18 protein-coding genes are annotated in these 20,386 nt (G+C 69.3%); 4 read left to right on the forward strand and 14 right to left on the reverse strand.

What is annotated here, in order from left to right; all coding sequences use genetic code 11:
• Nucleotides 1-8: 8 nt before the first annotated feature.
• Genes zwf through tkt form a run of 3 tightly spaced genes read right to left on the reverse strand, consistent with a single transcriptional unit; the run spans nt 9 to nt 4,851 of the window.
• The gene (gene zwf / locus ACQP06_RS15585; protein WP_433673339.1) at nt 9-1,544 is read right to left on the reverse strand and encodes a glucose-6-phosphate dehydrogenase; all 1,536 of its coding nucleotides are present in this window, start codon (nt 1,542-1,544) and stop codon (nt 9-11) included.
• A 29-nt stretch (nt 1,545-1,573) separates the two neighbouring features.
• The gene (gene tal / locus ACQP06_RS15590; RefSeq protein WP_433672846.1) at nt 1,574-2,704 is read right to left on the reverse strand and encodes a transaldolase; all 1,131 of its coding nucleotides are present in this window, start codon (nt 2,702-2,704) and stop codon (nt 1,574-1,576) included.
• A gap of 5 nt (nt 2,705-2,709) precedes the next feature.
• The gene (gene tkt, locus ACQP06_RS15595) at nt 2,710-4,851 is read right to left on the reverse strand and encodes a transketolase (RefSeq protein ID WP_433672847.1); all 2,142 of its coding nucleotides are present in this window, start codon (nt 4,849-4,851) and stop codon (nt 2,710-2,712) included.
• A gap of 278 nt (nt 4,852-5,129) precedes the next feature.
• Between tkt and ACQP06_RS15600 the strand changes: the two genes are divergently transcribed.
• The 3 genes from ACQP06_RS15600 (at nt 5,130) to ACQP06_RS15610 (ending at nt 7,877) form a co-directional block, all read left to right on the forward strand.
• A complete protein-coding gene (locus ACQP06_RS15600) occupies nt 5,130-6,158 on the forward strand; it encodes a heme o synthase (RefSeq protein WP_433672848.1) in 1,029 nt (342 codons plus the stop codon).
• A gap of 104 nt (nt 6,159-6,262) precedes the next feature.
• Nucleotides 6,263-7,135, forward strand: coding sequence for an alpha/beta fold hydrolase (locus tag ACQP06_RS15605; RefSeq protein ID WP_433672849.1), 873 nt, complete (start codon nt 6,263-6,265; stop codon nt 7,133-7,135).
• 91 nt (nt 7,136-7,226) lie between these two features.
• Nucleotides 7,227-7,877, forward strand: coding sequence for a dihydrofolate reductase family protein (locus ACQP06_RS15610; RefSeq protein ID WP_433672850.1), 651 nt, complete (start codon nt 7,227-7,229; stop codon nt 7,875-7,877).
• A 71-nt stretch (nt 7,878-7,948) separates the two neighbouring features.
• Here ACQP06_RS15610 and ACQP06_RS15615 read toward each other — a convergent pair whose 3' ends face one another.
• The 10 genes from ACQP06_RS15615 to ACQP06_RS15660 form a co-directional block, all read right to left on the reverse strand.
• The gene (locus tag ACQP06_RS15615) at nt 7,949-8,407 is read right to left on the reverse strand and encodes a COG4315 family predicted lipoprotein (protein ID WP_433672851.1); all 459 of its coding nucleotides are present in this window, start codon (nt 8,405-8,407) and stop codon (nt 7,949-7,951) included.
• A gap of 27 nt (nt 8,408-8,434) precedes the next feature.
• On the reverse strand, nt 8,435-9,193 hold the full coding sequence (locus tag ACQP06_RS15620; RefSeq protein ID WP_379098105.1) for a hypothetical protein: 759 nt from the start codon (nt 9,191-9,193) through the stop codon (nt 8,435-8,437).
• 42 nt (nt 9,194-9,235) lie between these two features.
• The gene (locus tag ACQP06_RS15625; RefSeq protein WP_433672852.1) at nt 9,236-10,816 is read right to left on the reverse strand and encodes a long-chain-fatty-acid--CoA ligase; all 1,581 of its coding nucleotides are present in this window, start codon (nt 10,814-10,816) and stop codon (nt 9,236-9,238) included.
• 18 nt (nt 10,817-10,834) lie between these two features.
• A complete protein-coding gene (locus tag ACQP06_RS15630; RefSeq protein WP_433672853.1) occupies nt 10,835-11,491 on the reverse strand; it encodes a 3-oxoacid CoA-transferase subunit B in 657 nt (218 codons plus the stop codon).
• Between the two features lies 1 nt (nt 11,492).
• Nucleotides 11,493-12,257, reverse strand: a complete 765-nt coding sequence (locus ACQP06_RS15635) for a CoA transferase subunit A (RefSeq protein WP_433672854.1) — start codon at nt 12,255-12,257, stop codon at nt 11,493-11,495.
• Nucleotides 12,254-12,856: an RBBP9/YdeN family alpha/beta hydrolase gene (locus ACQP06_RS15640; protein ID WP_433672855.1), complete on the reverse strand. Its 603-nt coding sequence runs from the start codon at nt 12,854-12,856 to the stop codon at nt 12,254-12,256. The genes ACQP06_RS15635 and ACQP06_RS15640 overlap by 4 nt, the downstream gene beginning before the upstream one ends.
• 24 nt (nt 12,857-12,880) lie before the next feature.
• Nucleotides 12,881-14,218 carry an MFS transporter gene (locus ACQP06_RS15645; protein ID WP_433672856.1) on the reverse strand — a complete coding sequence of 446 codons (1,338 nt, stop codon included), beginning with the start codon at nt 14,216-14,218 and terminating at the stop codon, nt 12,881-12,883.
• 139 nt (nt 14,219-14,357) lie between these two features.
• Nucleotides 14,358-15,410 (reverse strand): 3-keto-5-aminohexanoate cleavage protein, encoded by a 1,053-nt coding sequence (locus ACQP06_RS15650; protein WP_379098123.1) that lies wholly within the window; start codon nt 15,408-15,410, stop codon nt 14,358-14,360.
• Between the two features lie 47 nt (nt 15,411-15,457).
• Nucleotides 15,458-16,351 (reverse strand): TauD/TfdA dioxygenase family protein, encoded by an 894-nt coding sequence (locus tag ACQP06_RS15655; protein ID WP_433672857.1) that lies wholly within the window; start codon nt 16,349-16,351, stop codon nt 15,458-15,460.
• A 37-nt stretch (nt 16,352-16,388) separates the two neighbouring features.
• Nucleotides 16,389-17,363, reverse strand: coding sequence for a quinone oxidoreductase family protein (locus tag ACQP06_RS15660; RefSeq protein ID WP_379098129.1), 975 nt, complete (start codon nt 17,361-17,363; stop codon nt 16,389-16,391).
• A gap of 297 nt (nt 17,364-17,660) precedes the next feature.
• Between ACQP06_RS15660 and ACQP06_RS15665 the strand changes: the two genes are divergently transcribed.
• Nucleotides 17,661-18,671 carry an AraC family transcriptional regulator gene (locus ACQP06_RS15665; protein WP_379098132.1) on the forward strand — a complete coding sequence of 337 codons (1,011 nt, stop codon included), beginning with the start codon at nt 17,661-17,663 and terminating at the stop codon, nt 18,669-18,671.
• A 142-nt stretch (nt 18,672-18,813) separates the two neighbouring features.
• Here the strand turns inward: ACQP06_RS15665 and ACQP06_RS15670 are convergent, their stop codons facing one another.
• Nucleotides 18,814-20,205 (reverse strand): hypothetical protein, encoded by a 1,392-nt coding sequence (locus tag ACQP06_RS15670; RefSeq protein WP_433672858.1) that lies wholly within the window; start codon nt 20,203-20,205, stop codon nt 18,814-18,816.
• Between the last annotated feature and the right edge of the window lie 181 nt (nt 20,206-20,386).

Raw genomic sequence — 20,386 nt, forward strand, 5'->3', positions numbered from 1 at the left:
GGGTGTGGTCACGGCCGCCGCCATTCCCGCCCGCTGCGCGCGAGCATCTCGTCGGCGGATTCCGGACCCCAGCCGCCCGCCTCGTACGGGTCGGGTTTGCCGGTCGCGGCCCAGTGTTCGAGCGCGGGATCGAGGATGCGCCAGGACAATTCGACCTCCTCGTTGACCGGGAACAGCGACGGCACCCCGAGCAGCACGTCCAGGATGAGCCGCTCGTAGGCCTCGGGGGAGTCCTCGGTGAACGCCTCGCCGTAGCTGAAGTCCATGTTCACGTCGCGCACCTCCATGGACGATCCGGGCACCTTGGACCCGAATCGCATGGTGATGCCCTCGTCCGGCTGCACCCGGATGACCAGCGCGTTCTGCCCGAGTTCCTCGGTCATGGTCTGGTCGAAGGGCAGGTGCGGGGCGCGTTTGAACACCACCGCGATCTCGGTGACCCGCCGCCCCAGGCGTTTGCCGGTGCGCAGGTAGAACGGCACGCCCGCCCAGCGGCGGGTCGCCACGGACAGGGTGATGGCGGCGTAGGTCTCGGTGCGGGAGTTGGGGTCGAAGCCCTCCTCCTGCAACAGGCCCACCACCGGCTCGCTGCCCTGCCAGCCCGCCGTGTACTGGCCGCGTGCGGTCGTCTCGTCCAGTGGCGCAACGAGTTTCGTCGCCGAGAGCACCTTGATCTTCTCGATCTGCAACTGCTTGGGCTGGAAGCTCACGGGCTCTTCCATGGCCGTCAGCGCCAGCAGCTGCAGCAGGTGGTTCTGGATGACGTCGCGGGCAGCGCCGATGCCGTCGTAGTACCCCGCGCGACCACCCAGGCCGATGTCCTCGGCCATGGTGATCTGCACGTGGTCCACATAGTTGGCGTTCCAGATCGGATCCCACAGCTGGTTGGCGAAGCGCAGCGCCAGAATGTTCTGGACCGTCTCCTTGCCCAGGTAGTGGTCGATGCGGAACACCGACCGCTCCGGGAACACCGTGTTGACCAGCTCGTTGAGTTCCTGCGCGCTGTTAAGGTCGTGCCCGAACGGCTTCTCGATCACCACTCGCCGCCACGGTTCCGGTTGCCCCGCAGGGGAATCGGTCGGTTTGGCCAGCCCGTTCTTGGACAGCTGTTCCAGCACGATGGGGAAGTCGCTGGGCGGGATCGACAGGTAGAAGGCGGTATTGCCGCCCGTCCCGCGATCCCGGTCCAGATCCTTGAGGGTGGTGGCCAGCTTGTGGAAGGCCGCGTCGTCCTCGAACGTGCCGCGGACGAAACGCAGACCCTCCTTGAGCTGCTGCCACACCTCCTCGCGGAAGGGGGTGCGCGCCGAGGACGACACGGACTCGTGAACCAGGTTCGCGAAGTCCTCGTCGGTCCAGTCCCGGCGCGCGAAGCCGATCAGCGAGAAGCCCGGGGGCAGCAGCCCCCGGTTCGCCAGATCGTAGATGGCCGGCAGCACTTTGCGCCGCGACAGGTCACCGGTAACGCCGAATATCACCACGTTGCACGGTCCGGCGATGCGGGGCACCCGGCTGTCGCGATCATCGCGCAGCGGGTTGGGCATCGCGACCGTCGTCGCCGCGCGAGCCACGGTCAGTTGCCTCCCGCGACCTGCAGCTTTTCGGTGGTGGCGACGAGCAGTTCCTGCCAGGAGGCGACGAACTTGTCGACGCCCTCGGTCTCGAGCACACCGAACACGTCGTCCAGGTCGATGCCCACCGCGACCAGCTGGTCGAAGACCGCCTGTGCCTGCTCCGCCTTGCCGACAGCCGCGTTCGGCACGATCACGCCGTGGTCGGCGACGGCCTCGAGGGTCTTCTCCGGCAGCGTGTTCACGGTGTCGGGGGCGACCAGCTCGGTCACGTACATGGTGTCGGAGTACTCGGGGTTCTTCACACCGGTCGAGGCCCACAGCGCGCGCTGCTTGTTGGCGCCCTGCGACGACAGCTTGTTGAACACGTCGGTGTGCTTGCCGCCGTCGAAGATGTCCTGGTAGGCGGCATAGGCCAAGTGCGCGTTGGCGATTCCGGCCTTGCCGCGCAGCGCCAGCGCCTCCGGGGTGCCGATGGCCTCGAGCCGCTTGTCGATCTCGGTGTCCACGCGGGAGACGAAGAACGAGGCGACGGACTGGACCTTGGCGATGTCGTGCCCGGCGGTGGTGGCGTTGCGCAGACCGTCGAGGTAGGCGCCCATCACCGCGATGTAGCGCTGCACCGAGAAGATCAGCGTCACGTTCACGCTGATGCCCTCGGAGATGACCCGGGTGATGGCCGGGAGGCCGGCCTCGGTCGCCGGGATCTTGATGAACAGGTTGGGCCGGTCCACGATCTTCCACAGCTCGATGGCCTGGGCCACCGTGCCGTCGGTGTCGAAGGCCAGGCGCGGGTCGACCTCGATGGAGACGCGGCCGTCGACGCCCTTGGACGCGGCGAAGACGTCGGCGAACACGTCGCATGCCGCGCGCACGTCATCGGTGGTGATGGTGCGGATGGCCGAGTCGACGTCCGCGCCGCGGGCGGCGAGCTCGGTGACCTGCTCGTCGTAGGCGTGGCCCTTCGACAGCGCGCCCTGGAAGATGGTCGGGTTCGTGGTGACGCCGACGACATTGCGAGAGTCGATCAGTCCCTGGAGATTTCCGGACTTGATGCGATCGCGCGACAGGTCGTCCAGCCACACCGAAACCCCGGCGGCCGACAGGGCCGCGGTGTTCGAGTTCTGGGTCATGACAACTATCCCTTCACCTTGGCGAGCGAGCGGGTGGCAGCGGCGACCACGGCATCAGCGGTGATGCCGAACTCGCGGAACAGCGTCTTGAAGTCGGCCGAGGCACCGAAGTGCTCGATGGAGACGTTCTCACCGGCGTCGCCGGTGAAACGGTGCCACGGCATCGCGATGCCGGCCTCCACCGAGACGCGGGCCCGCACCGACGGCGGCAGCACCTCGTCGCGGTAGGACTGCTCCTGCGCGTCGAACCACTCCACACACGGCATGGACACCACGCGGGTGCCGATGCCCTGTGCCTCGAGCGTAGCGCGCGCGTCGACCGCGAGCTGCAGTTCCGAACCGGTGGCGATCAGGATTACCTGCGGTGTGCCGGTGGAGGATTCGGCCAGGATGTAGCCGCCCTTGCGGACGCCCTCGTAGCTGGTGCCTTCCTGGATCGGCAGGTCCTGGCGGGTCAGCGCCAGCGCGGACGGGCCGTCCTGATGCGGCGGCTCGGAGACCAGGAAGTGCGAATGCCGTTCGGCGCTATCGCGTTCCAGGATGGTGCGCCAGGCGTAGGTGGTCTCGTTGGCGTCACCCGGGCGGACCACGTTCAGGCCGGGGATGGCGCGCAGCGCGGCCAGGTGCTCGATCGGCTGGTGGGTGGGGCCGTCCTCGCCCAGGCCGATGGAGTCGTGGGTCCACACGTAGGTGACCGGGGTGCGCATGAGCGCGCCCAGGCGCACCGCGGGACGCATGTAGTCGGAGAACACCAGGAAGGTGCCGCCGTACGGACGGGTCGGTCCGTGCAGGGCGATGCCGTTCAGGATCGAGCCCATGGCGTGCTCACGCACACCGAAGTGCAGGGTCCGGCCGTACGGGTTGGCCTTCCACGCCCCGGTGGAGATGGACTCCGGGCCGAAGGACGCCGCACCCGGCATGGTGGTGTTGTTGGACTCGGCGAGGTCGGCCGAACCGCCCCACAGCTCCGGCAGCACCGGGGCCAGCGCCGCGAGCACCGCGCCGGACGCCTTACGGGTCGCCATGGCCTTGCCCGGCTCGTGCTCCGGCAGGGTCTCGGTCCAGCCCTCGGGCAGGCGACGCTCCTGCAGGCGGTCGAACAGCGCCTTGTTGTCGGGATTCGCGGCGGCCCACGCCTCGTACTGCTCCTGCCAGGCCGCGCGGGCGGCCTTGCCGCGGTCGGCGACATTGCCGCGCGAGTGCGCGATCACGGCGGCGTCCACGTCGAAGCTCTTCTCCGGGTCGAAGCCCAGGATCTTCTTGGTGGCCGCGACCTCGTCGGCGCCCAGCGCGGCGCCGTGCGAGGAACCGGTGTTCATCTTGTTCGGGGCCGGGAAGCCGATGATGGTGCGCAGCAGGATGATCGACGGCTTGTCGGTCACGGCCTGCGCGGCGGCGATGGCTTCCTCGATGGCGGTGACGTTCTCGCCGCCCTCGACGGTCTGCACGTGCCAGCCGTAGGCCTCGTAGCGCGCCGCCACGTCCTCGGTGAACGCGATGCGGGTGTCGTCCTCGATGGAGATCCTGTTGTCGTCGTAGAAGACGACCAGGTTGCCCAGCTGCTGGGTGCCCGCCAGCGAGGACGCCTCGGAGGTGACGCCCTCCTCCATGTCACCGTCGGAGGCGACGACATAGATGAAGTGATCGAACGCACTCTCGCCCTGCGCGGCTTCGGGATCGAACAGGCCGCGTTCACGCCGCGACGCCATCGCCATGCCGACCGCCGACGCCAGACCCTGGCCCAGCGGGCCGGTGGTGATCTCGACGTGGTCGGTGTGGCGGTACTCCGGGTGGCCCGGGGTCAGCGAACCCCACTTGCGCAGGTGCTCGAGGTCGGTCAGCTCGAGGCCCATGCCGGCCAGGTACAGCTGGATGTAGAGGGTGAGGCTGGAGTGGCCGCACGACAGGACGAAACGGTCACGACCCACCCATGCCGGATCGGCCGGATCCAGGCGCATCACGCGCTGGAACAGGGTGTAGGCCAGCGGGGCGAGGCTCATGGCGGTGCCCGGGTGGCCGTTGCCGGCGTTCTGGACCGCATCGGCGGCGAGGACCCGGGCCGTGTCGACGGCTCTGGTATCCAGATCGGTCCAGTCGGTGGGGTGGTTCGGCTGAGTGAGCGCGCGGATGTCGTCTGTGACTGACACGACCGAGGTTCTCCTGACCTTCTCGTCAAACGATGCGGTTGTGGGCGGCGGGGGATTCGCTGCGTTCGATCCGGGTGCGACGCGGCCGCACCGATCTACAACCACCCTAAAGGGCGGCGTTTCGTGCTCGAACGGGAACCCGCAATCCCCGTCGGCCGTGTCGTTGGTTCGTGGCGTTTCGCGGACCTGTTCGTGACTACCCGGTGTACGCGTCGCGAACCGGTCTCGGTGCGCGTCGAGGTGGACCTGGTCGGGAGCATGGTCGGCGTGGGTCTACCATGCTCTGTAGTAGTCACGGCGTGCGAGGAGAAACAGTGGGGATTGGGCAACAGCCGGGTGGCGCTCACGGCTCCTCCGGGGCGGTGCTCGCCGACCGTGTCACGGGCAGCGGCCCGATTTCGGCGGCGACCAGGCGAGTCCTGGCCTACATCGCGCTCACCAAGCCCCGGGTCATCGAATTGCTGCTCGTCGCAACGATTCCCACCATGCTGCTGGCGGACCGCGGCGATGTCGACATCCGCCTGATCCTGGTCACCCTGTTCGGCGGCTGGATGGGCGCGGCCAGCGCCAACACCCTCAACTGTGTCGCCGACGCCGACATCGACAAGGTGATGAAGCGGACCTCCAAGCGTCCGCTGGCCCGCGAGGCCGTCCCGACTCGCAACGCGTTCGTGTTCGGCGTCACCCTCGGCCTGGCGTCGTTCGCCTGGCTGTGGTGGCAGGCCAACCTGCTCTCCGGCGCGCTGGTCGTGGCGACCATCCTGTTCTACGTCTTCGTCTACACCCTCGGCCTCAAGCGCCGCACCTCGCAGAACGTGGTGTGGGGCGGCGCGGCGGGCTGCATGCCCGCCCTGGTCGGCTGGTCCGCGGTCACCGGCACTATCGGCTGGCCCGCCATCGTGCTGTTCCTGGTCATCTTCTTCTGGACGCCGCCGCACACCTGGGCGCTGGCCATGCGGTACAAGGAGGACTACAAGGCCGCGGGCGTCCCGATGCTCCCGGTCGTGGCCACCGAGCAGACCGTCACCCGGCAGATCGTCCTCTACACCTGGGCGACCGTGCTGGCCACCTTCGCCCTGGTCCCCGCGGCGGGTGTGATCTACGCCGCGACCGCGCTGGTCGCGGGCGCGTGGTTCCTGCTGATGGCGCACCAGCTGTACTCCGGTGTCCGCAAGGGCGAATCGGTCAAGCCGCTGCGACTGTTCCTGCAGTCCAACAACTATCTGGCCGTCGTGTTCTGCGGTCTGGCGGTGGACTCGGTGCTTGGCTGGAACACCGTCGGCCACACCCTCTTCGGCTGGTCCTGATCATTTCCGGCCCGATTCGGGCACGCGTGTCGATTCAGGCTGTCGTCGTTCGATGAGAAGGTAGGGCGGACCCGCCGCCCTCGCCCGAGAGGAACGACCGCCTGATGACCGAACACGTTCTGGCCCTGCCCGACGCCGACCTCGCCTACGATCTGCTGGGCCCCGCCCCGGCCGAGAGCGCGCACCGGCCGCTGCTGATGATCGGCCAGCCCATGACCGCGGAGGGTTTCGCGGCGCTGGCAGCGTATTTCCCGGATCGCACCGTGATCACCTACGACCCGCGCGGGCTCGGCCGCAGCGTCCGCACGGACGGGCGCTCCGACAACTCGCCGACCGTCCAGGCCGAGGACCTCGACGCCCTGCTCACCGCCCTGCAGGTGGGCCCGGTGGATCTGTTCGCCAGCAGCGGCGGCGCGGTCACCGCCCTGGCCCTGGTCACCGCCCATCCCGGCGATGTGACCACGCTCGTCGCGCACGAGCCCCCGATCATCACCGTGCTGCCCGACGCCGAGGCCGCCGCCCGCGCCCAGGCCCAGGTCCGCGACGCCTACCAGGCGAAGGGCTCGTTCGCGGGCATGGCCGCGTTCATCGCCCTGACCTCCTGGCAGGGCGAATTCACCGACGCCTACTTCGCCCAGCCCCCGGCGGATCCGGCGATGTTCGGCATGCCCACCGAGGACGACGGCACCCGCGACGACCCGCTGCTGTCCGACGCGTCCTGGGCGATCACGGGCTACGTCCCCGACGTCGCCGCGCTGCGGGCCGCGCCCACCCGCGTCGTCATCGCGGTCGGCGAGGAATCCGCGGGCACGTTCACCGCCCGCACCGCCGAGGCCACCGCGGCCCTGCTCGGTTCGGCCCCGGCCGTCTTCCCCAGCCACCACGGTGGTTTCACCAGCGCCGACTCCGGCTACCCCGGACAACCCGAGCGTTTCGCCCACCGCTTGCGCGAACTGCTCGACGAGAACCAGGGATAGCGATCCACCGCGTGTCGATCCGGCCGTCCGCCGATCGATGAGAAGGTGAGGGCGGAACACGCCGCCCTCACACTCTCGAGAGGCTCGCGCCATGCCGAAACTTCGCGTCCACAATTTCGCGGTCTCCCTCGACGGCTACGCCGCCGGCGGCGACCAGAGCGCCGATGCCCCGCTGGGCATCGGCGGTGAACGCCTCCACGACTGGGTCTTCCGCACCCGCTACGGCCGCGACATGATGGGTGAACCCGGCGGCGATCCGGGCCCCGACAACGACATCCTCGCCGCCGGTGACCACAATATCGGCGCCACCATCATGGGCCGCAACATGTTCGGCCCCGTCCGCGGCGAATGGCCCGATCACTCCTGGACCGGCTGGTGGGGCGACACCCCGCCCTACCGCCACGACACCTTCGTCATGACCCACCACCCCCGCCCCGCCCTCCCGATGAAGGGCGGCACCACTTTCCACTTCGTCGCCGACACCCCCGAAGCCGTCCTGAAGCAAGCCTTCGAGTCCGCCGCCGGCCGAGACGTCCGCCTCGGCGGCGGCGTCAGCACGGTCCGCCGCTTCCTCGCCGCGGGTCTGATCGACGACCTGCACTTGGCGATAGTCCCGGTCCTCCTCGGCTCCGGCGAGCGCCTCTACGACAACCTCGGCACCCTCCCCGGCTACCGCCTCGCCGACATGCTCAGCACCGGAGCCGTCACCCACCTGTGGTTCACCCGAGCGGAAGCGTCCTGAGGGCGGGCGGTTTGCTGGAACCCCTTCCCGTATAGGCGTTCTCGGACCACCGGGTCACGTCGTGCGGGTGGTCAGGGCACGGGTTGGCCGTCGGGTGCGATCAGGTGCCAGGCGCCCATCAGGCCCTGGCCGCGGGTGTCGCCAGGGGCGGAGTCGGCGGCGAAATAGTAGAGGGGCTTGCCCGCGTAGGCGGCCTGGGTGGTCCCGTCCGGGCGGGTGAGGGTGGTGATCAGGCCCGCGGTGACACCCGGACCGGCGATGACCGGTCCCGGTAGTGCGGGCCATTTGGTGAGGCACTCGCCGACGCACGCCGAGGTGCCGGGGGTGTCCTTCGCGAAGACGTAGAGGGACTTACCCGCCTTGTCTGTCAACATATCTCGACCCGCCGACGACGTCACGCCGATCGAGGCCGGCGTGGCGGGCGTCGGGGGGACGGATGCGGGCGGGGAAGAGGTGTCGCCGGACGAGCAGGCGGTGGCCGTGGCGAGACAGGCGAGGACGAGGGTGAGCGTCGCATACCGGATTGTCATCGGGGAGCTCCTGAGTTGTGGCGCGGACTATTTGGCCGGCGGCGCGGGCTGAGCGGGGTCCTTGCAGTAGGGCAGTTCGGGCGGACACGGAGCGAGGATGGTCGAGAAGTACTGGATGGCGGAGAACAGGGTGATGGGGCCGCCCGCCACCACGACGCCGCCCATCGAGCCGACGGCGCCGAGGGTGGCCATGCCGAGTACGCACCCGGCGATGGTCGCGCCGACGAACGGCACCAGCAATGCGATCACGGGGCTGCTCAGGACGGCTCCGGCGGCCGCGCCGACCAGGCAGCCCACGCCCGCGCCGACGACGGCGCCGAGCACGGCACTGACCGCCGCGCCGATGGCGGCGCGCTGAGCGAACGCGCCCAGTGCTTGCGCGTCACGGGGAGTGAAGGATTCGGCGATCTGTGCCGCCGCCCGATCGGCGGTCACGACGTCGGCGGCGGCCACCGGCGTGACGTGCTGGGGGTTGTCCTTCGACGGGGTCAGCGTCGCGGTGGCGCCGTCGATGCGGGCGGTGATCGGGTAGGCGGTGTCATCGACCCGGTAGGTCAAGGGGATGGCGGCGATCAACCGATTGTCGCGGTCGAGGACGGCGAGCTGCTGGTCGAGCTGCCGTACGGTGCCGCCGGCGACGGTCAGGACGGCGGAGTCTCCGGCCCGGGTCACCTCGTAATGCACTGCGGTGGAGGGAGTCTCGTCCGTCGGTGCCGCGTGGGCGGTGACGGCGGTGGCGACCAGCGTCGAGGCCGCGAGCGCCGCTGTCACGGCAGTGTTCCTCATCTTCATTCCTGTTTCCTCATCATCGGTACGGGATTTCCGGTCTCACCGAGAGACGGTGATCCGGTTGTGGGCTCGGGCGAGTTCGCGTTTGAGGATCTTGCCGCTGGCGGTCATCGGCAGCGTGGCGGTGAATTCGACGACGCGCGGATACTTGTAGGCGGCCAGCTGTTCCCGGCACCAGTCGATCAGCTCGTCCGCGGTGACCGCGGCCCCGGGTTCGGGGATGACGCAGGCCTTGATCTCCTCGCCGTAATGCTCGTCGGGGATGCCGATGACGGCGGCGAGTGAGACGGCGGGATGGGTGTGCAGGATTTCTTCGATTTCGCGGGGATAGACGTTGAATCCGCCCCGCACGATCATGTCCTTGGCGCGGTCGACGATGTAGTAGTAGCCGTCGGCGTCGCGGCGGGCGAGGTCGCCGGTGCGGAGCCAGCCGTCCCGCATCACCTCCGCGGTGGCATCGGGCCGGCGGTGGTAGCCCTTCATGACATTGTGGCCGCGCACCGCGATCTCGCCGATCTCACCGGCGTCGGCGACGGTGTTCCATTCCGGGTCGATGAGCCGGACTTCGATGCCCCACACGGGAATTCCGATCGATCCGGGCCGGGAATCGCGCTCCGGATCGGCGAACAACGCCAACGGTGAGGTCTCGGACAGCCCGTACCCCTCGAGGATGGGCACGCCGAATCGCTGCGCGAAGCGCGTCGTGGTCTCGACCGGCAGCGCCGCGCCGCCGGAGACGGCCTTGCGCAGGGTGGCGGCGATACGGCCGACGTCGACGGTGTCGTCCAGCGCCCGCAGCAGCCCCCAGTACATCGTCGGCACACCGGCGAAGAAGGTGACGCGTTCGTCGGCCAGTACCCGTAGTGCCGCGGCCGCGTCGAATCGCGGCATGAGTACCAGCGTGGACCCGACCGACAGCCCGGCGTTCATATGGATGGTCTGGCCGAAGGAATGGAACAGCGGCAGGGTGACCAGATGGCTGTCGCGCCGGTCGGGCCGATTGTCGAAGAGCCGGTTCGCGGTCAGGGCGTTCATCACCATATTGGCGTGGGTGAGCTCTGCGCCCTTGGGTCGGCCGGTGGTTCCGCTGGTGTAGAGGATGACCGCGGTGTCCTCGGGGCGGCGGGCGACGGTACCGAACCTCCCCGGTAGTTCCGCGACGGCCCGCGCGAAGATGTCGACACCCGGGTACGGCGATCGGGCCCGCGGATCAGCCGTGATCAGGACCATGTGCCGGCAGTCCGGCGCCTGCTGGAATCCCGCCCAGCCGTATTCGCCCATCGGCAGTTCGGCCGTGCCTTCGAAGCAGAGATACAGCGCCGCTTCGGAATCGTCGAGGTGGTAGGCGATTTCGCGGGGACGCAGCAGGATATTGAGCGGCACCACCACCGCGCCCGCTTTGACGATCCCGTAATAGCAGATCACGAACTCCGGCAGATTCGGGCACGAGAGCGCGACCTTGTCGCCCGGCTGGATTCCGCGGGCGGTCAGCAGGTGGGCGACCTGGTTGGCGCGTGCGTCGAGTTCGGCATAGGTCAGCCGCTCGAGGTCACCCACGACGGCATCGATGCCGGGATACCGGCGTGCCGAATCCTCCAGGAGTACAGCGAGATTGAGCACAGGAACCTCTCGGAGCGGTCAGGCCGCGGCGGTCAGCGGGGCGGCCGTGGCCGCGCGGACATCGGATTCGGTCACGCCGGGTGCGCATTCGCGCAGGACCAGCCCGGTGGCGGTGACGTCGATGACGGCCAGATCGGTGATGATGCGGTGCACGACCGCCGCACCGGTGAGCGGAAGAGTGCAGCGGGGCACGATCTTCGATGCGCCGGTCTTGTCGGTGTGCTCCATCAGCACGATGACCCGGCGGGCGCCGTGGACCAGGTCCATCGCGCCGCCCATGCCTTTCACCAGGTGGCCGGGCACCATCCAGTTCGCCAGATCGCCGGTGGCCGAGACCTGCATGCCACCCAGCACGGCGGTGTCGATGTGGCCGCCGCGGATCATGCCGAAGCTGGTCGCCGAATCGAAGAAGGACGCCCCCGCGACGACGGTCACGGTCTCCTTCCCGGCATTGATCAGGTCGGCGTCGATCGCTGTCTCGTGCGGGTAGGGGCCGGTGCCGAGGATGCCGTTCTCCGAGTGCAGGGTGACGTGCACCCCGTCGGGCATGTGGTTGGGGATCAGGGTCGGCAGTCCGATGCCGAGGTTGACGTATTCGCCGGGTCGCAGTTCCCGCGCGGCGCGGGCGGCCATGGCGGTGCGGGACCAGCCGAGAACCGTGGTGGCAGTACTCATGTCAATGCTCCTGGGCGACGGTGCGCTTCTCGATGCGCTTGATTTGCGGTCCGGTGTGCACGATGCGGTCGACGAAGATTCCGGGCAGGTGGATCCGGTCCGGGTCGAGTTCGCCGGCGGGAACGAGGTTTTCGACCTGGGCGATGCAGACGCGGCCGGCCGCGGCCGCCAGCGGATTGAAGTTGCGGGCGGCCTTGTCGAACACCAGATTGCCGTCGGTATCGCCGATGAGCGCGTGGATCAGCGCGTAGTCGGCGGTGAGGGCTTCCTCGAGCACGTAGCGCCGTTGATCCCGGTGCCCGCCGAAGGCCCTGACCTCCTTGGGCGGCGAGGCCACGGCCACCGATCCGTCGGCGGCGTACCGCCACGGCAGACCGCCTTCGGAGATCGGGGTGCCGACCCCGGCCGGGGTGAAGAACGCCGGGATTCCGGCGCCGCCGGCCCGTAATTTCTCGGCCAGCGTGCCCTGCGGCGTCAGCTCGACCTCGAGCTCGCCGGACAGATATTGGCGGGCGAACTCGCCGTTCTCGCCCACATAGGAGGCGGTGATACGGCGGATCTTCCTGTCGGCCAGCAGAATTCCCAGCCCGTACCGGTCCGTGCCACAGTTGTTGGAGATGATCTCCAGGTCGGTGACCGCGGTCGCGGCCAGCGCCTCGATCAGCACGTCAGGGATCCCGCACAGCCCGAACCCGCCGACCGCCAGACACGATCCGGACGCGATGTCGGCGACCGCCGCGGCCGCGGAGGCGACGATCTTGCTCACCGCGCGACCCCCGCACCCGGCGTCGAGACCGCGGTGGCGTCGATCAGTTCCCGCAGGAGTTCTTCCGCGCGTGGCCAATAGCCGTAGCCGGAGGCGGGGTTGAGGTGACCCACGTCCCCGAGATCCACCAGGCGGCTGCCCCACGCTTCGGCCATTCCCGCCACCCGCCGGAAGGACGCGAGTGGGTCGGTGGTGGAGGCGGCCACGGTGCTGGGGAATGGCAGCCGTCGCCACGGAATCGGATTCCATCCGGCGGCGTCGAGTTCGCCCGTGTCCGGATATCCCGGTGGCAGTGGTGTTTCGAAATCGGGGGGTGCGGCCAGCAGCGCGCCGCGCACGGGTCGGGTGGCTTGTTGCGCCCAGTGCACGGCGATCATCACGCCGGCACTGTGGGCGACCAGCACCACCGGGCCGTCGATCTCGGCGATCACGGCGTCGAGTGCGGCGACCCGGGCTGCGCGCGAGAGGGTGTCGTGCTCGAGCGGCGGGACCGTGCGCACCCGCGTCAGGCGTTCGGCGAGGCGCGTCTGCCAGTGGTCGGGCACATGGTCGCGCAGGCCGGGCACGATCACGATGGTGGGTTCGTTGGCGTCATTCATGGTGGGTGGCAGTTCCTTTCGAGATCAGACCGAGGGCGCGGGCTCGAGGGCGGCCAGTCGGCGCAGCCCCGCCGGATAGGCGCGTTTGCCCAGCATCAGAGCGGCGAGGGCGGCCAGGTAGGCGAGCGGGGCCAGCCGCAATGCGACCGTCAGTCCCAGGTGATCGGCCAGGACGCCGACGACGAAGGGGCCCAGCGCCAGCCCGAGCAAGCTGTTGGCGAGGGTGAGGGTGCCCAGCGCCGAGGCCCGCACCGAAGGATGGGTGAGGTTGGCGACCATGGCCGCGGTGGGACCGGAGGAGCCGCCGGAGAAGAAGGCGCCGATCCCGACCAGCGCCAATTGCACCGGCCCGGTGCCGATCCCGAAACCGACGCCCAGGCACAGCAGCGAGATGGCGCAGAACACCATGGCGGCGCTCCACTTCCGCGTCAGGTCGCGGCGGCCGACACGGTCGGTGATCACGCCGCAGACGATCATGCCGGTGCCGATGAGCAGCGAGAACACCGCGGCGACCGCGCCCGCCCGGTCCGGGGCCAGACCGTAGGAGCGGTTGATGAAACTCGGCATCCACGCCAGCAGGACCGCCGCGGTGAAGATCTGCAGCGCGCTGCCCACGTAGGCGCACAGCACCGCCGGATTGGTGAACAGCGTCGATACCGGCGCCCGGTAGCCGTGCCCGGGCTGCCCGGGCCGGTGAGCCTGGTCAGCTGCGTGCTGGGCCAGCTTCGCCTCGGTGACCAGGGCGCGGAACGCCACCGCCAGGATCAGGCCAGCGATGGCCATGGCGGCGAAGGACCACCGCCAGCCCAGGTGCACGGCGATGACGCCGCCCAGCCCGACGCCGAGCACCGATCCGAACGAACCGCCGGCCATGAACGCGCCGCTGAGGGCGGCGTGCACTCGCGGGGTGAACACGCTGAGCACCACGGCGATGCCGACGCTGCCGTAGGCGGCCTCGCCGACACCGACCAGGAAGCGAGCTCCGAGCATCTGCCCGTACCCGGTGGCGAGCGCGCACAGCAGGGTCGCCGCGCTCCACAGGACGGCCATCAGGACCAGGCTGCGCACGCGTCCCCAGCGATCGGCCAGGATCGACAGTGGCAGGGTGAGGATCCCGACCATCAGGGCCACGACGCTGGTCAGTGATGCCAGCCGGGAATCCGATAGCGCCCATTCGGTTTTCAGGAACGGAAAGACCGCGCTGAGGACCTGCCGGGACATGTAGTCGGCCAGCAGCAGCCCGAAGGCCAGCGCGAACACCAGCCATGGATAGCGGCTGCGGGCAGCGGGCGCGGGGGTGTGAGCCGGGACCGGGGCGTCGGCGAGGCCGGGCGCCGGGTCCGCGGTGGGGTGCAACTCCATTGATGCTCCTACGAATCCGGCGCGCCGAGACGGGGTGCGGCGGGCCGGAGAGCTGACGGACGTACGAGGGCGGCGCGCACGGCGGAGTGCGGCCCGCCTCGGGCGGGCGGGGCGCGGTGCCCGCCCGAGGCCGGGAAGGTCAGGCGTGCTGGGTGAATCCGACCTGGCCGGGCTTGCGGTTGGGGGCGTACCCGAGCTTGGCGAGGGTCTCCTCGGCGCTGCCGTAGCGCTCGTCGAGCTTGTAGATCTGGCGGGCTTCCTTGCCGGTGGCGACCTCGCGGCCCAGTTCCCCGGCGATACGGACCAGCTGTTGCACCTGCTGCACCGAGGTCATCTTCTCGCCCTTGCGGCCCCACAGGGTGTCCTCGTTGCCGCAGCGGGCGTGCAGGCCCATGGCGATGGCCATGGTGTTGACCGGCAGGCAGCTACGCATCAGTGTCTCGAGGGTCAGCACGGCGCCGTCGGGGACGCGGCGGACGAACTCCATCATGTTGTAGGGGTTGGGTCCGTCGAAGCCGCCGCCGATGGCGACCCAGGTCAGCATGAGCGGGCCGGTGTAGACGCCGCGGCGGATCAACCGTTCCACCGTCTCCAGCTGCGGAATGCTGGAAAGCTGGAAATGCGGCTGAATACCCTTGGCCTGCAACCGCTTCAGATGCTCCTCGACCCATGCGGGACCGGCCGGGACCACCATTTCCCGGTAAGCGTCGTACACCTCGGGGCGGGTGAAGGAAGTACCGGCGATGTCGTCGTCGGTCATCAGCTCGACGATGTTCATCTGGCTGGTGTTGATGGCGATGGTCACCTGGTCCGGCGCCGGATCCAGTTCGGCGAGCAGGTGGCGGGCGTCGTCGGACAGCCATTTCGCGTCCGCGCCTTCACCTTCCGGCGCGAACGAGATGGAGCCGCCGACCTGCAGGATCATCTCCGGTACCGCCTCGCGCAGCCGGCCCAGCAGTTCGTTGAACTTCGAGAGCCGCTTGGAGCCCTTGCCGTCGAGTTCGCGCACGTGAATGTGCAGCACGGTGGCCCCGGCCTCGTAACAGTCCACCGCGGCCTGCACATGCTCGTCCATGGTCAGCGGCAGGTCCTCGCGGAAGTCGTCGAGTTCCCATTCGGGACCGTACGGGGCCACGGTGATGACCAGTTTCTCCTGGTTCTCCGGGAACAGCGAATCATCGTGGAAATGCATGGAAATACTCCGATCGGGAATCGAATAATGTGGGGAGTGAAGAGATTTCAGAAGGTTGCGTCGCCGATGATCCCGGCGCGCTCCATCTTGCGGACCGCGGGCCAGTAGTCCTGGACGGCGTAGTGCTGCGTGGAGCGGTTGTCCCAGATGGCGAAGCTGTTCTTCGTCCACCGCCACCGCACCTGGTATTCGGGGATGGTGGCCTGCCGCATCAGGTAGTGCAGCAGCTCGGCGGCGCCGGGCGCGTAGTCCGCGCCGAACCGCACGTGCTCGGAGGTGTGGTAGTTCACCAGGTGGGTGGTGAAGGAGTTGACGAACAGGATCTGCTCACCGGTCTCGGGATGGGTGCGCACCACGGGGTGTTCGGCGTCGGGGAAGCGCTGCGCCAGTTCGTGGCGCTGATCCATCGGCATCCGCGCGCCGAAGCTGGCCTCGATGCTGTGGCGCGCGCGCAGCCCTCGAATGCGGTCACGCACGTCCTCGGGCAGTCGCCGATAGGCCTCGACCATGTTCACCCAGATGGTGTCGCCGCCCACCGGCGGCGTTTCCACGCAGCGCAGGATCGCGCCCATGGGCGGGTTCACCCGCCAGGTGGCGTCGCAGTGGTAGGCGTTCTCGTAGTGCTCGGGCGGGCTGTCGAGGTCCTTGTAGATGCGGACCAGTCCCGGATGGTCGGGATCGCTGCCCGCCACGGGATGGTCCTCGAGCGGGCCGAAACGCTGAGCGAGAGCGACATGATCGGCGCGGCTGATGTCCTGATCACGAACGAACAGCACCTTGTATTCCAGCAGCAGGGCGCGCAGCTCGGCTAACAGCGCGTCGTCGTGCGCCGCCCGCGCGAGGTCGACGCCGAACAGTTCGGCGCCGATAGAACAGGCCAGCGGCTGCACGCCGATCGCGCCGCGCATTGTCGAATTCGGGAGTGGGGCAATGGTTGTCATGAGTTCCTCCAAACGATGAGCCCTGAGGGCCGGGTGATCAGAGCGTGAAGACCGAGGAGCCGATGCTGCGTCCGGACTCCAGGTCGCGGTGCGCGCGCACCGCGTCGGGCAGCTCGTAGCGCTGATTGATCTCGATGCGGATGCGTCCGGCCGCGACGTGGGAGAACAGCTCCCCGGCCAGTTCGGCGCGCTCGGCGGGATCGGCGATGTAGTCGGCCAGGGCCGGACGGGTCACGAACAGCGAGCCCTTGACCGCCAAACGCATGGCCTCGATCGGCGGCGTCGGGCCCGAGGCGGTGCCGAAGCACACCAGCAGCCCGCGCCGCGCCAGCGAATCCAGTGACGCGTCGAAGGTGGTCTTGCCGATGCTGTCGTACACCACGGGCACGCCCGCTCCGCCGGTGATCTCCCGGACCCGGGCGGCGACGTCCTCGCGGGTGTAGAGCACCACGTGATCGCAGCCGTGTGCTCGGGCGATCTCGGCCTTCTCCTCGCTCGACACGGTCCCGATCACCGTGAGCCCCAACAGCTTCGCCCACTGCGTGAAGATCAATCCGACGCCGCCCGCGGCGGCGTGCAACAGCACCGTGTCCCCGGCGTTCAACGGGTGGATGCGCCGCAGCAGGTAGGCCGTGGTCAGCCCGCGCATGGTCATCGCCGCTGCCACATCGCAGCCGATCTCGTCCGGGATCGCGATCAGATGCTCGGCGGACATCACCCGCTCGGTGCTGTAGGCGCCCAGCGGGCTGCCGGTATAGGTGACCCGATCGCCGGGCCGGAATCCGTCGACCCCGGGGCCGACGGCCTCGATCACACCGGCCGCCTCGACACCCATGCCCGCCGGCAAGGCGGCCGGGTACAGGCCGCTGCGGAAATAGGTGTCCGCGAAGTTCAGTCCGACCGCCTCGTGGCGGATGCGCACCTCGCCGGGGCCGGGTGCGCCCACCGCGACCTCTTCCCAGCGCAGGACCTCCGGGCCACCGGTCTCGTAGAAGCGAACAGCCTGTGCCACAACAAATCTCCTCTTCGACGTGGCCGCACCCCGGCTGGGCGCGGCCGTGCTCGGATCCGGTGAACGGATATCGATCCGATGTCGCCGTGCCTCGGTGGGCGGGCGAGCTGGGATCTGGCTATCGAGTGCGAGGTGTCAGCGGGAGGCCGTGTCGGGTACGCTCGCCGATCACGTTGTGCCTCCTGTCCGCTGGTCACCGTCGCTGTGATGGAACCCACACTAAGCTGGATGATGACCGGATGCTTATCCTGTCGGGACAGAATTTTGTTCATATTGGGACATTTTCGGGAGGATGCGTTGAGGCCACTGGCCCGCTACGCCGCGCTGCACAGGTATGTCGAGCTCGGTCAATCGCTGGGACTCGACCCGGTCGCACTGATCCGCGCGGGTGGTCTGGATCCGGCCAGCTTGAGCCTGCAGGACCGCTGGGTCCCCGCGGCCGCCATCGCCGACCTGCTCGAACGCTCCACGATCGCCAGCGGGAACGAGGATTTCGGACTGCTGCTGGCCGAGCGCCGCCGGTTCGCCAATCTCGGCCCGCTGAGCCTGGTGATCCGCGACGAGCCCGATGTTCGTGGCGCACTGCGGGTCCTGTCGCGCCACGAGAACATGTACAACGAGGCCTTGCGCACCCGGCTCACGGAGGACAACGGCATCGCCACCATCCGCCTGGCCCTCGACCTGGGTGGTCCCGGCAGCACCCGCCAAGCCATCGAGCTGGCGGTCGGCGTGCTGCACGGTCTGCTACGCGGATTCCTCGGAAGTGAATGGCAGCCACTGGAAGTGCGGTTCAGCCATCCCGCGCCCCGTGATCGCCGCACCCATCACCGCGTGCTCGGCCCGCACCTCGTCTTCGACGCCGACTTCAACGGGATCCTCACCTACGCCGCCGATCTCGACGCGCCGAACGTGATGTCCGACCCGCAGCTGCGGGCCTACGCCCAGCAGTTGCTCGACTCGACCCCCGACGCCCGCACCACGACCACCCTCGACCGGGTCCGCGAACTCATCGAACTGCTGCTGCCCACCGGCCGCTGTTCGGCCGACCAGGTCGCGCGCAGCCTCGGCGTGGACCGCCGCACCATCCACCGCCACCTCGCCGCCGAGGGCGAGACCTTCACCACCCTGGTCGATTCCACCCGCGCCGAACTGGCCCAGCACCTGGTCGCCAACCGTCGCCACACCCTCACCGAGATCGCCGAACTCCTCGCCTTCTCCGCCCCGGCGAACTTCACCCGCTGGTTCCGGCAACGCCACGGTTGCACGCCCAGCCAGTGGCGTGCCGCGGCGGGCACTCGCACCGAGTGATTCCGGGCGCTGGTCCAGTCGAATCGAAGACGGGCGCGTCAGGGGTGATGCGTCACGCCGGCTAACGGCTCGCTGGTCGTCGGCACGGTGTCCGGTCTCGAGTTCTCTCGTCTGCCGTAGTGCCGCACAACGACATCCGGGCTCAGCGGCAAGGCTGCAATGGGAAGCAGGCCGGAGGAACGGTCGTATGCGGCAGCGTGGGATCGACCGAGCGCCCTGAGGGGGGCGTGTCGACGACGGACGAATGCGTCGGCTGCGGCTGTTTGTCCGGCGACTTCGTCGGAGTGCTCCCGCCGCCCACGCAGGCGATGGCGATCAAGAGAATGACCAGAGCCAGCAGCAGCCCGCCGAGGATCGGCAGGTCGCGGCGGCGTTTGCGGCCGTCCCCGCTCGGCTGCGGCTCGTTCCAGACGGGGAACCGGTCGCGTTCCTGCTGAGCGGTCGGCACCGACCATTGCGGGGGAGCGGACCGGGCGGGGTCGGGCCGGGTTTGGGGGTCCGGGCCGATGCCCGGCCGGGGCTGCGGCGCCGGCGGCTGGGCCTGCGGCGGTCCCGGCGGTCGTCCGGCCTGGGCCGCGCCCGGAACGGGCGTCGGGGGCGGCGGGGTGCGGCCGGGTCCCGGCTGGGGTTCCGAGGTGCCCGCGAGTGCACGGTAGGCCCGCTCGGCGGCGGTGGCGGAGGTCGCGCCCGCGATGGCGGCGCCGACGCCGGGACCGTGCCCGGCGGCCGGTTCCTGCTGCGCCACAGGACGATCGCCGGACCGGGGCGCGCCGCTGCGGGATTCGGCACTGCCGTGCCCGGTCGCGCCCGGCTCTCGCCTGGACAGCGGGGGTCTGCTGTCCTCGGGGATGGACGTTGCCGGCGGCACGGAGGGAACCATCACCTCGGTGGGCCGGTTGGCGAACGGCAGCGGTGCGTCGCGAGCGGAGTCCGGTACCGGGAAGCCTTCCGCCACCAGATCGGAATAGGTTGCGGCGGCGGCGAACCCGAGCGCGCCGAGCGCCTGCCCGACCTGCGCGGCGTGCCAGGACGCGGGCGCGCCCTCGGCGAGGGTGGTGAAGTAGGCGCGCAGCGAGGACGGTCCGTCGCCGATGAGCACGTCGATGCCGGTGGGCAGGTCACCCTTCTCCAGCTTGACCCGGCTGCCCAGTTGCGGCACCAGCAGCACCAGTCCGCTGACCGGCACCGCCTCACGGCCGGGGGCCGAACGCAATTGCCCGGCCAGGTCCATGGTCTGGCGGTGCACCCGGTCGAGCGGATCGTCGTCGCCGTCGATGGGCGCGGGTTCCCCGTCCACGGTCCACGGCTGGTCCTGCGCGCACGACAGCGTCCCGCTGACTCGCTCGGTGAACCCGTGCACGCCTACCACCACACAGGTCTGCGGCGTCCACACCACCACATCGGCGTCCTGGCACTGCACCACGGCGATTCCGGGCACGGCGTGCGGCCCGCTCCAGGATTTGAGCCAGTTCACCACGGTGCGCTCGGTGCTCGACAGCCGCGACGGGTCGTCGTTACGGACCTTCACCAACATCCCAGACCACCTCTGACCGATGCGCCTCTACCTGCCGGCCGCCCGAACCCTCGCCGCGACCACCTTACGGGGTCGCGACTCCCTCGCGTGGCCGAAAATGTTCGGTCCGGGCGAATCGTCTTGCGCGGCAGCATGATCATTCTGCACGGTTCACGCGGCTCCCGGGTTCCCAGGGGTGCAC

Origin of the sequence: Nocardia sp. CA-136227 (assembly GCF_050955695.1) — a bacterium.
GTDB lineage: Bacteria > Actinomycetota > Actinomycetes > Mycobacteriales > Mycobacteriaceae > Nocardia.

Coding starts and splice junctions, on each gene's coding strand:
- zwf (WP_433673339.1), bottom strand. CDS start 1,544: ATGCCCAACCCGCTGCGCGATGATCGCGACAGCCGGGTGCCCCGCATC.
- tal (WP_433672846.1), bottom strand. CDS start 2,704: ATGACCCAGAACTCGAACACCGCGGCCCTGTCGGCCGCCGGGGTTTCG.
- ACQP06_RS15600 (WP_433672848.1), top strand. CDS start 5,130: ATGCTCTGTAGTAGTCACGGCGTGCGAGGAGAAACAGTGGGGATTGGG.
- ACQP06_RS15605 (WP_433672849.1), top strand. CDS start 6,263: ATGACCGAACACGTTCTGGCCCTGCCCGACGCCGACCTCGCCTACGAT.
- ACQP06_RS15610 (WP_433672850.1), top strand. CDS start 7,227: ATGCCGAAACTTCGCGTCCACAATTTCGCGGTCTCCCTCGACGGCTAC.
- ACQP06_RS15615 (WP_433672851.1), bottom strand. CDS start 8,407: ATGACAATCCGGTATGCGACGCTCACCCTCGTCCTCGCCTGTCTCGCC.
- ACQP06_RS15620 (WP_379098105.1), bottom strand. CDS start 9,193: ATGAGGAACACTGCCGTGACAGCGGCGCTCGCGGCCTCGACGCTGGTC.
- ACQP06_RS15630 (WP_433672853.1), bottom strand. CDS start 11,491: ATGAGTACTGCCACCACGGTTCTCGGCTGGTCCCGCACCGCCATGGCC.
- ACQP06_RS15640 (WP_433672855.1), bottom strand. CDS start 12,856: ATGAATGACGCCAACGAACCCACCATCGTGATCGTGCCCGGCCTGCGC.
- ACQP06_RS15645 (WP_433672856.1), bottom strand. CDS start 14,218: ATGGAGTTGCACCCCACCGCGGACCCGGCGCCCGGCCTCGCCGACGCC.
- ACQP06_RS15650 (WP_379098123.1), bottom strand. CDS start 15,410: ATGCATTTCCACGATGATTCGCTGTTCCCGGAGAACCAGGAGAAACTG.
- ACQP06_RS15655 (WP_433672857.1), bottom strand. CDS start 16,351: ATGACAACCATTGCCCCACTCCCGAATTCGACAATGCGCGGCGCGATC.
- ACQP06_RS15670 (WP_433672858.1), bottom strand. CDS start 20,205: ATGTTGGTGAAGGTCCGTAACGACGACCCGTCGCGGCTGTCGAGCACC.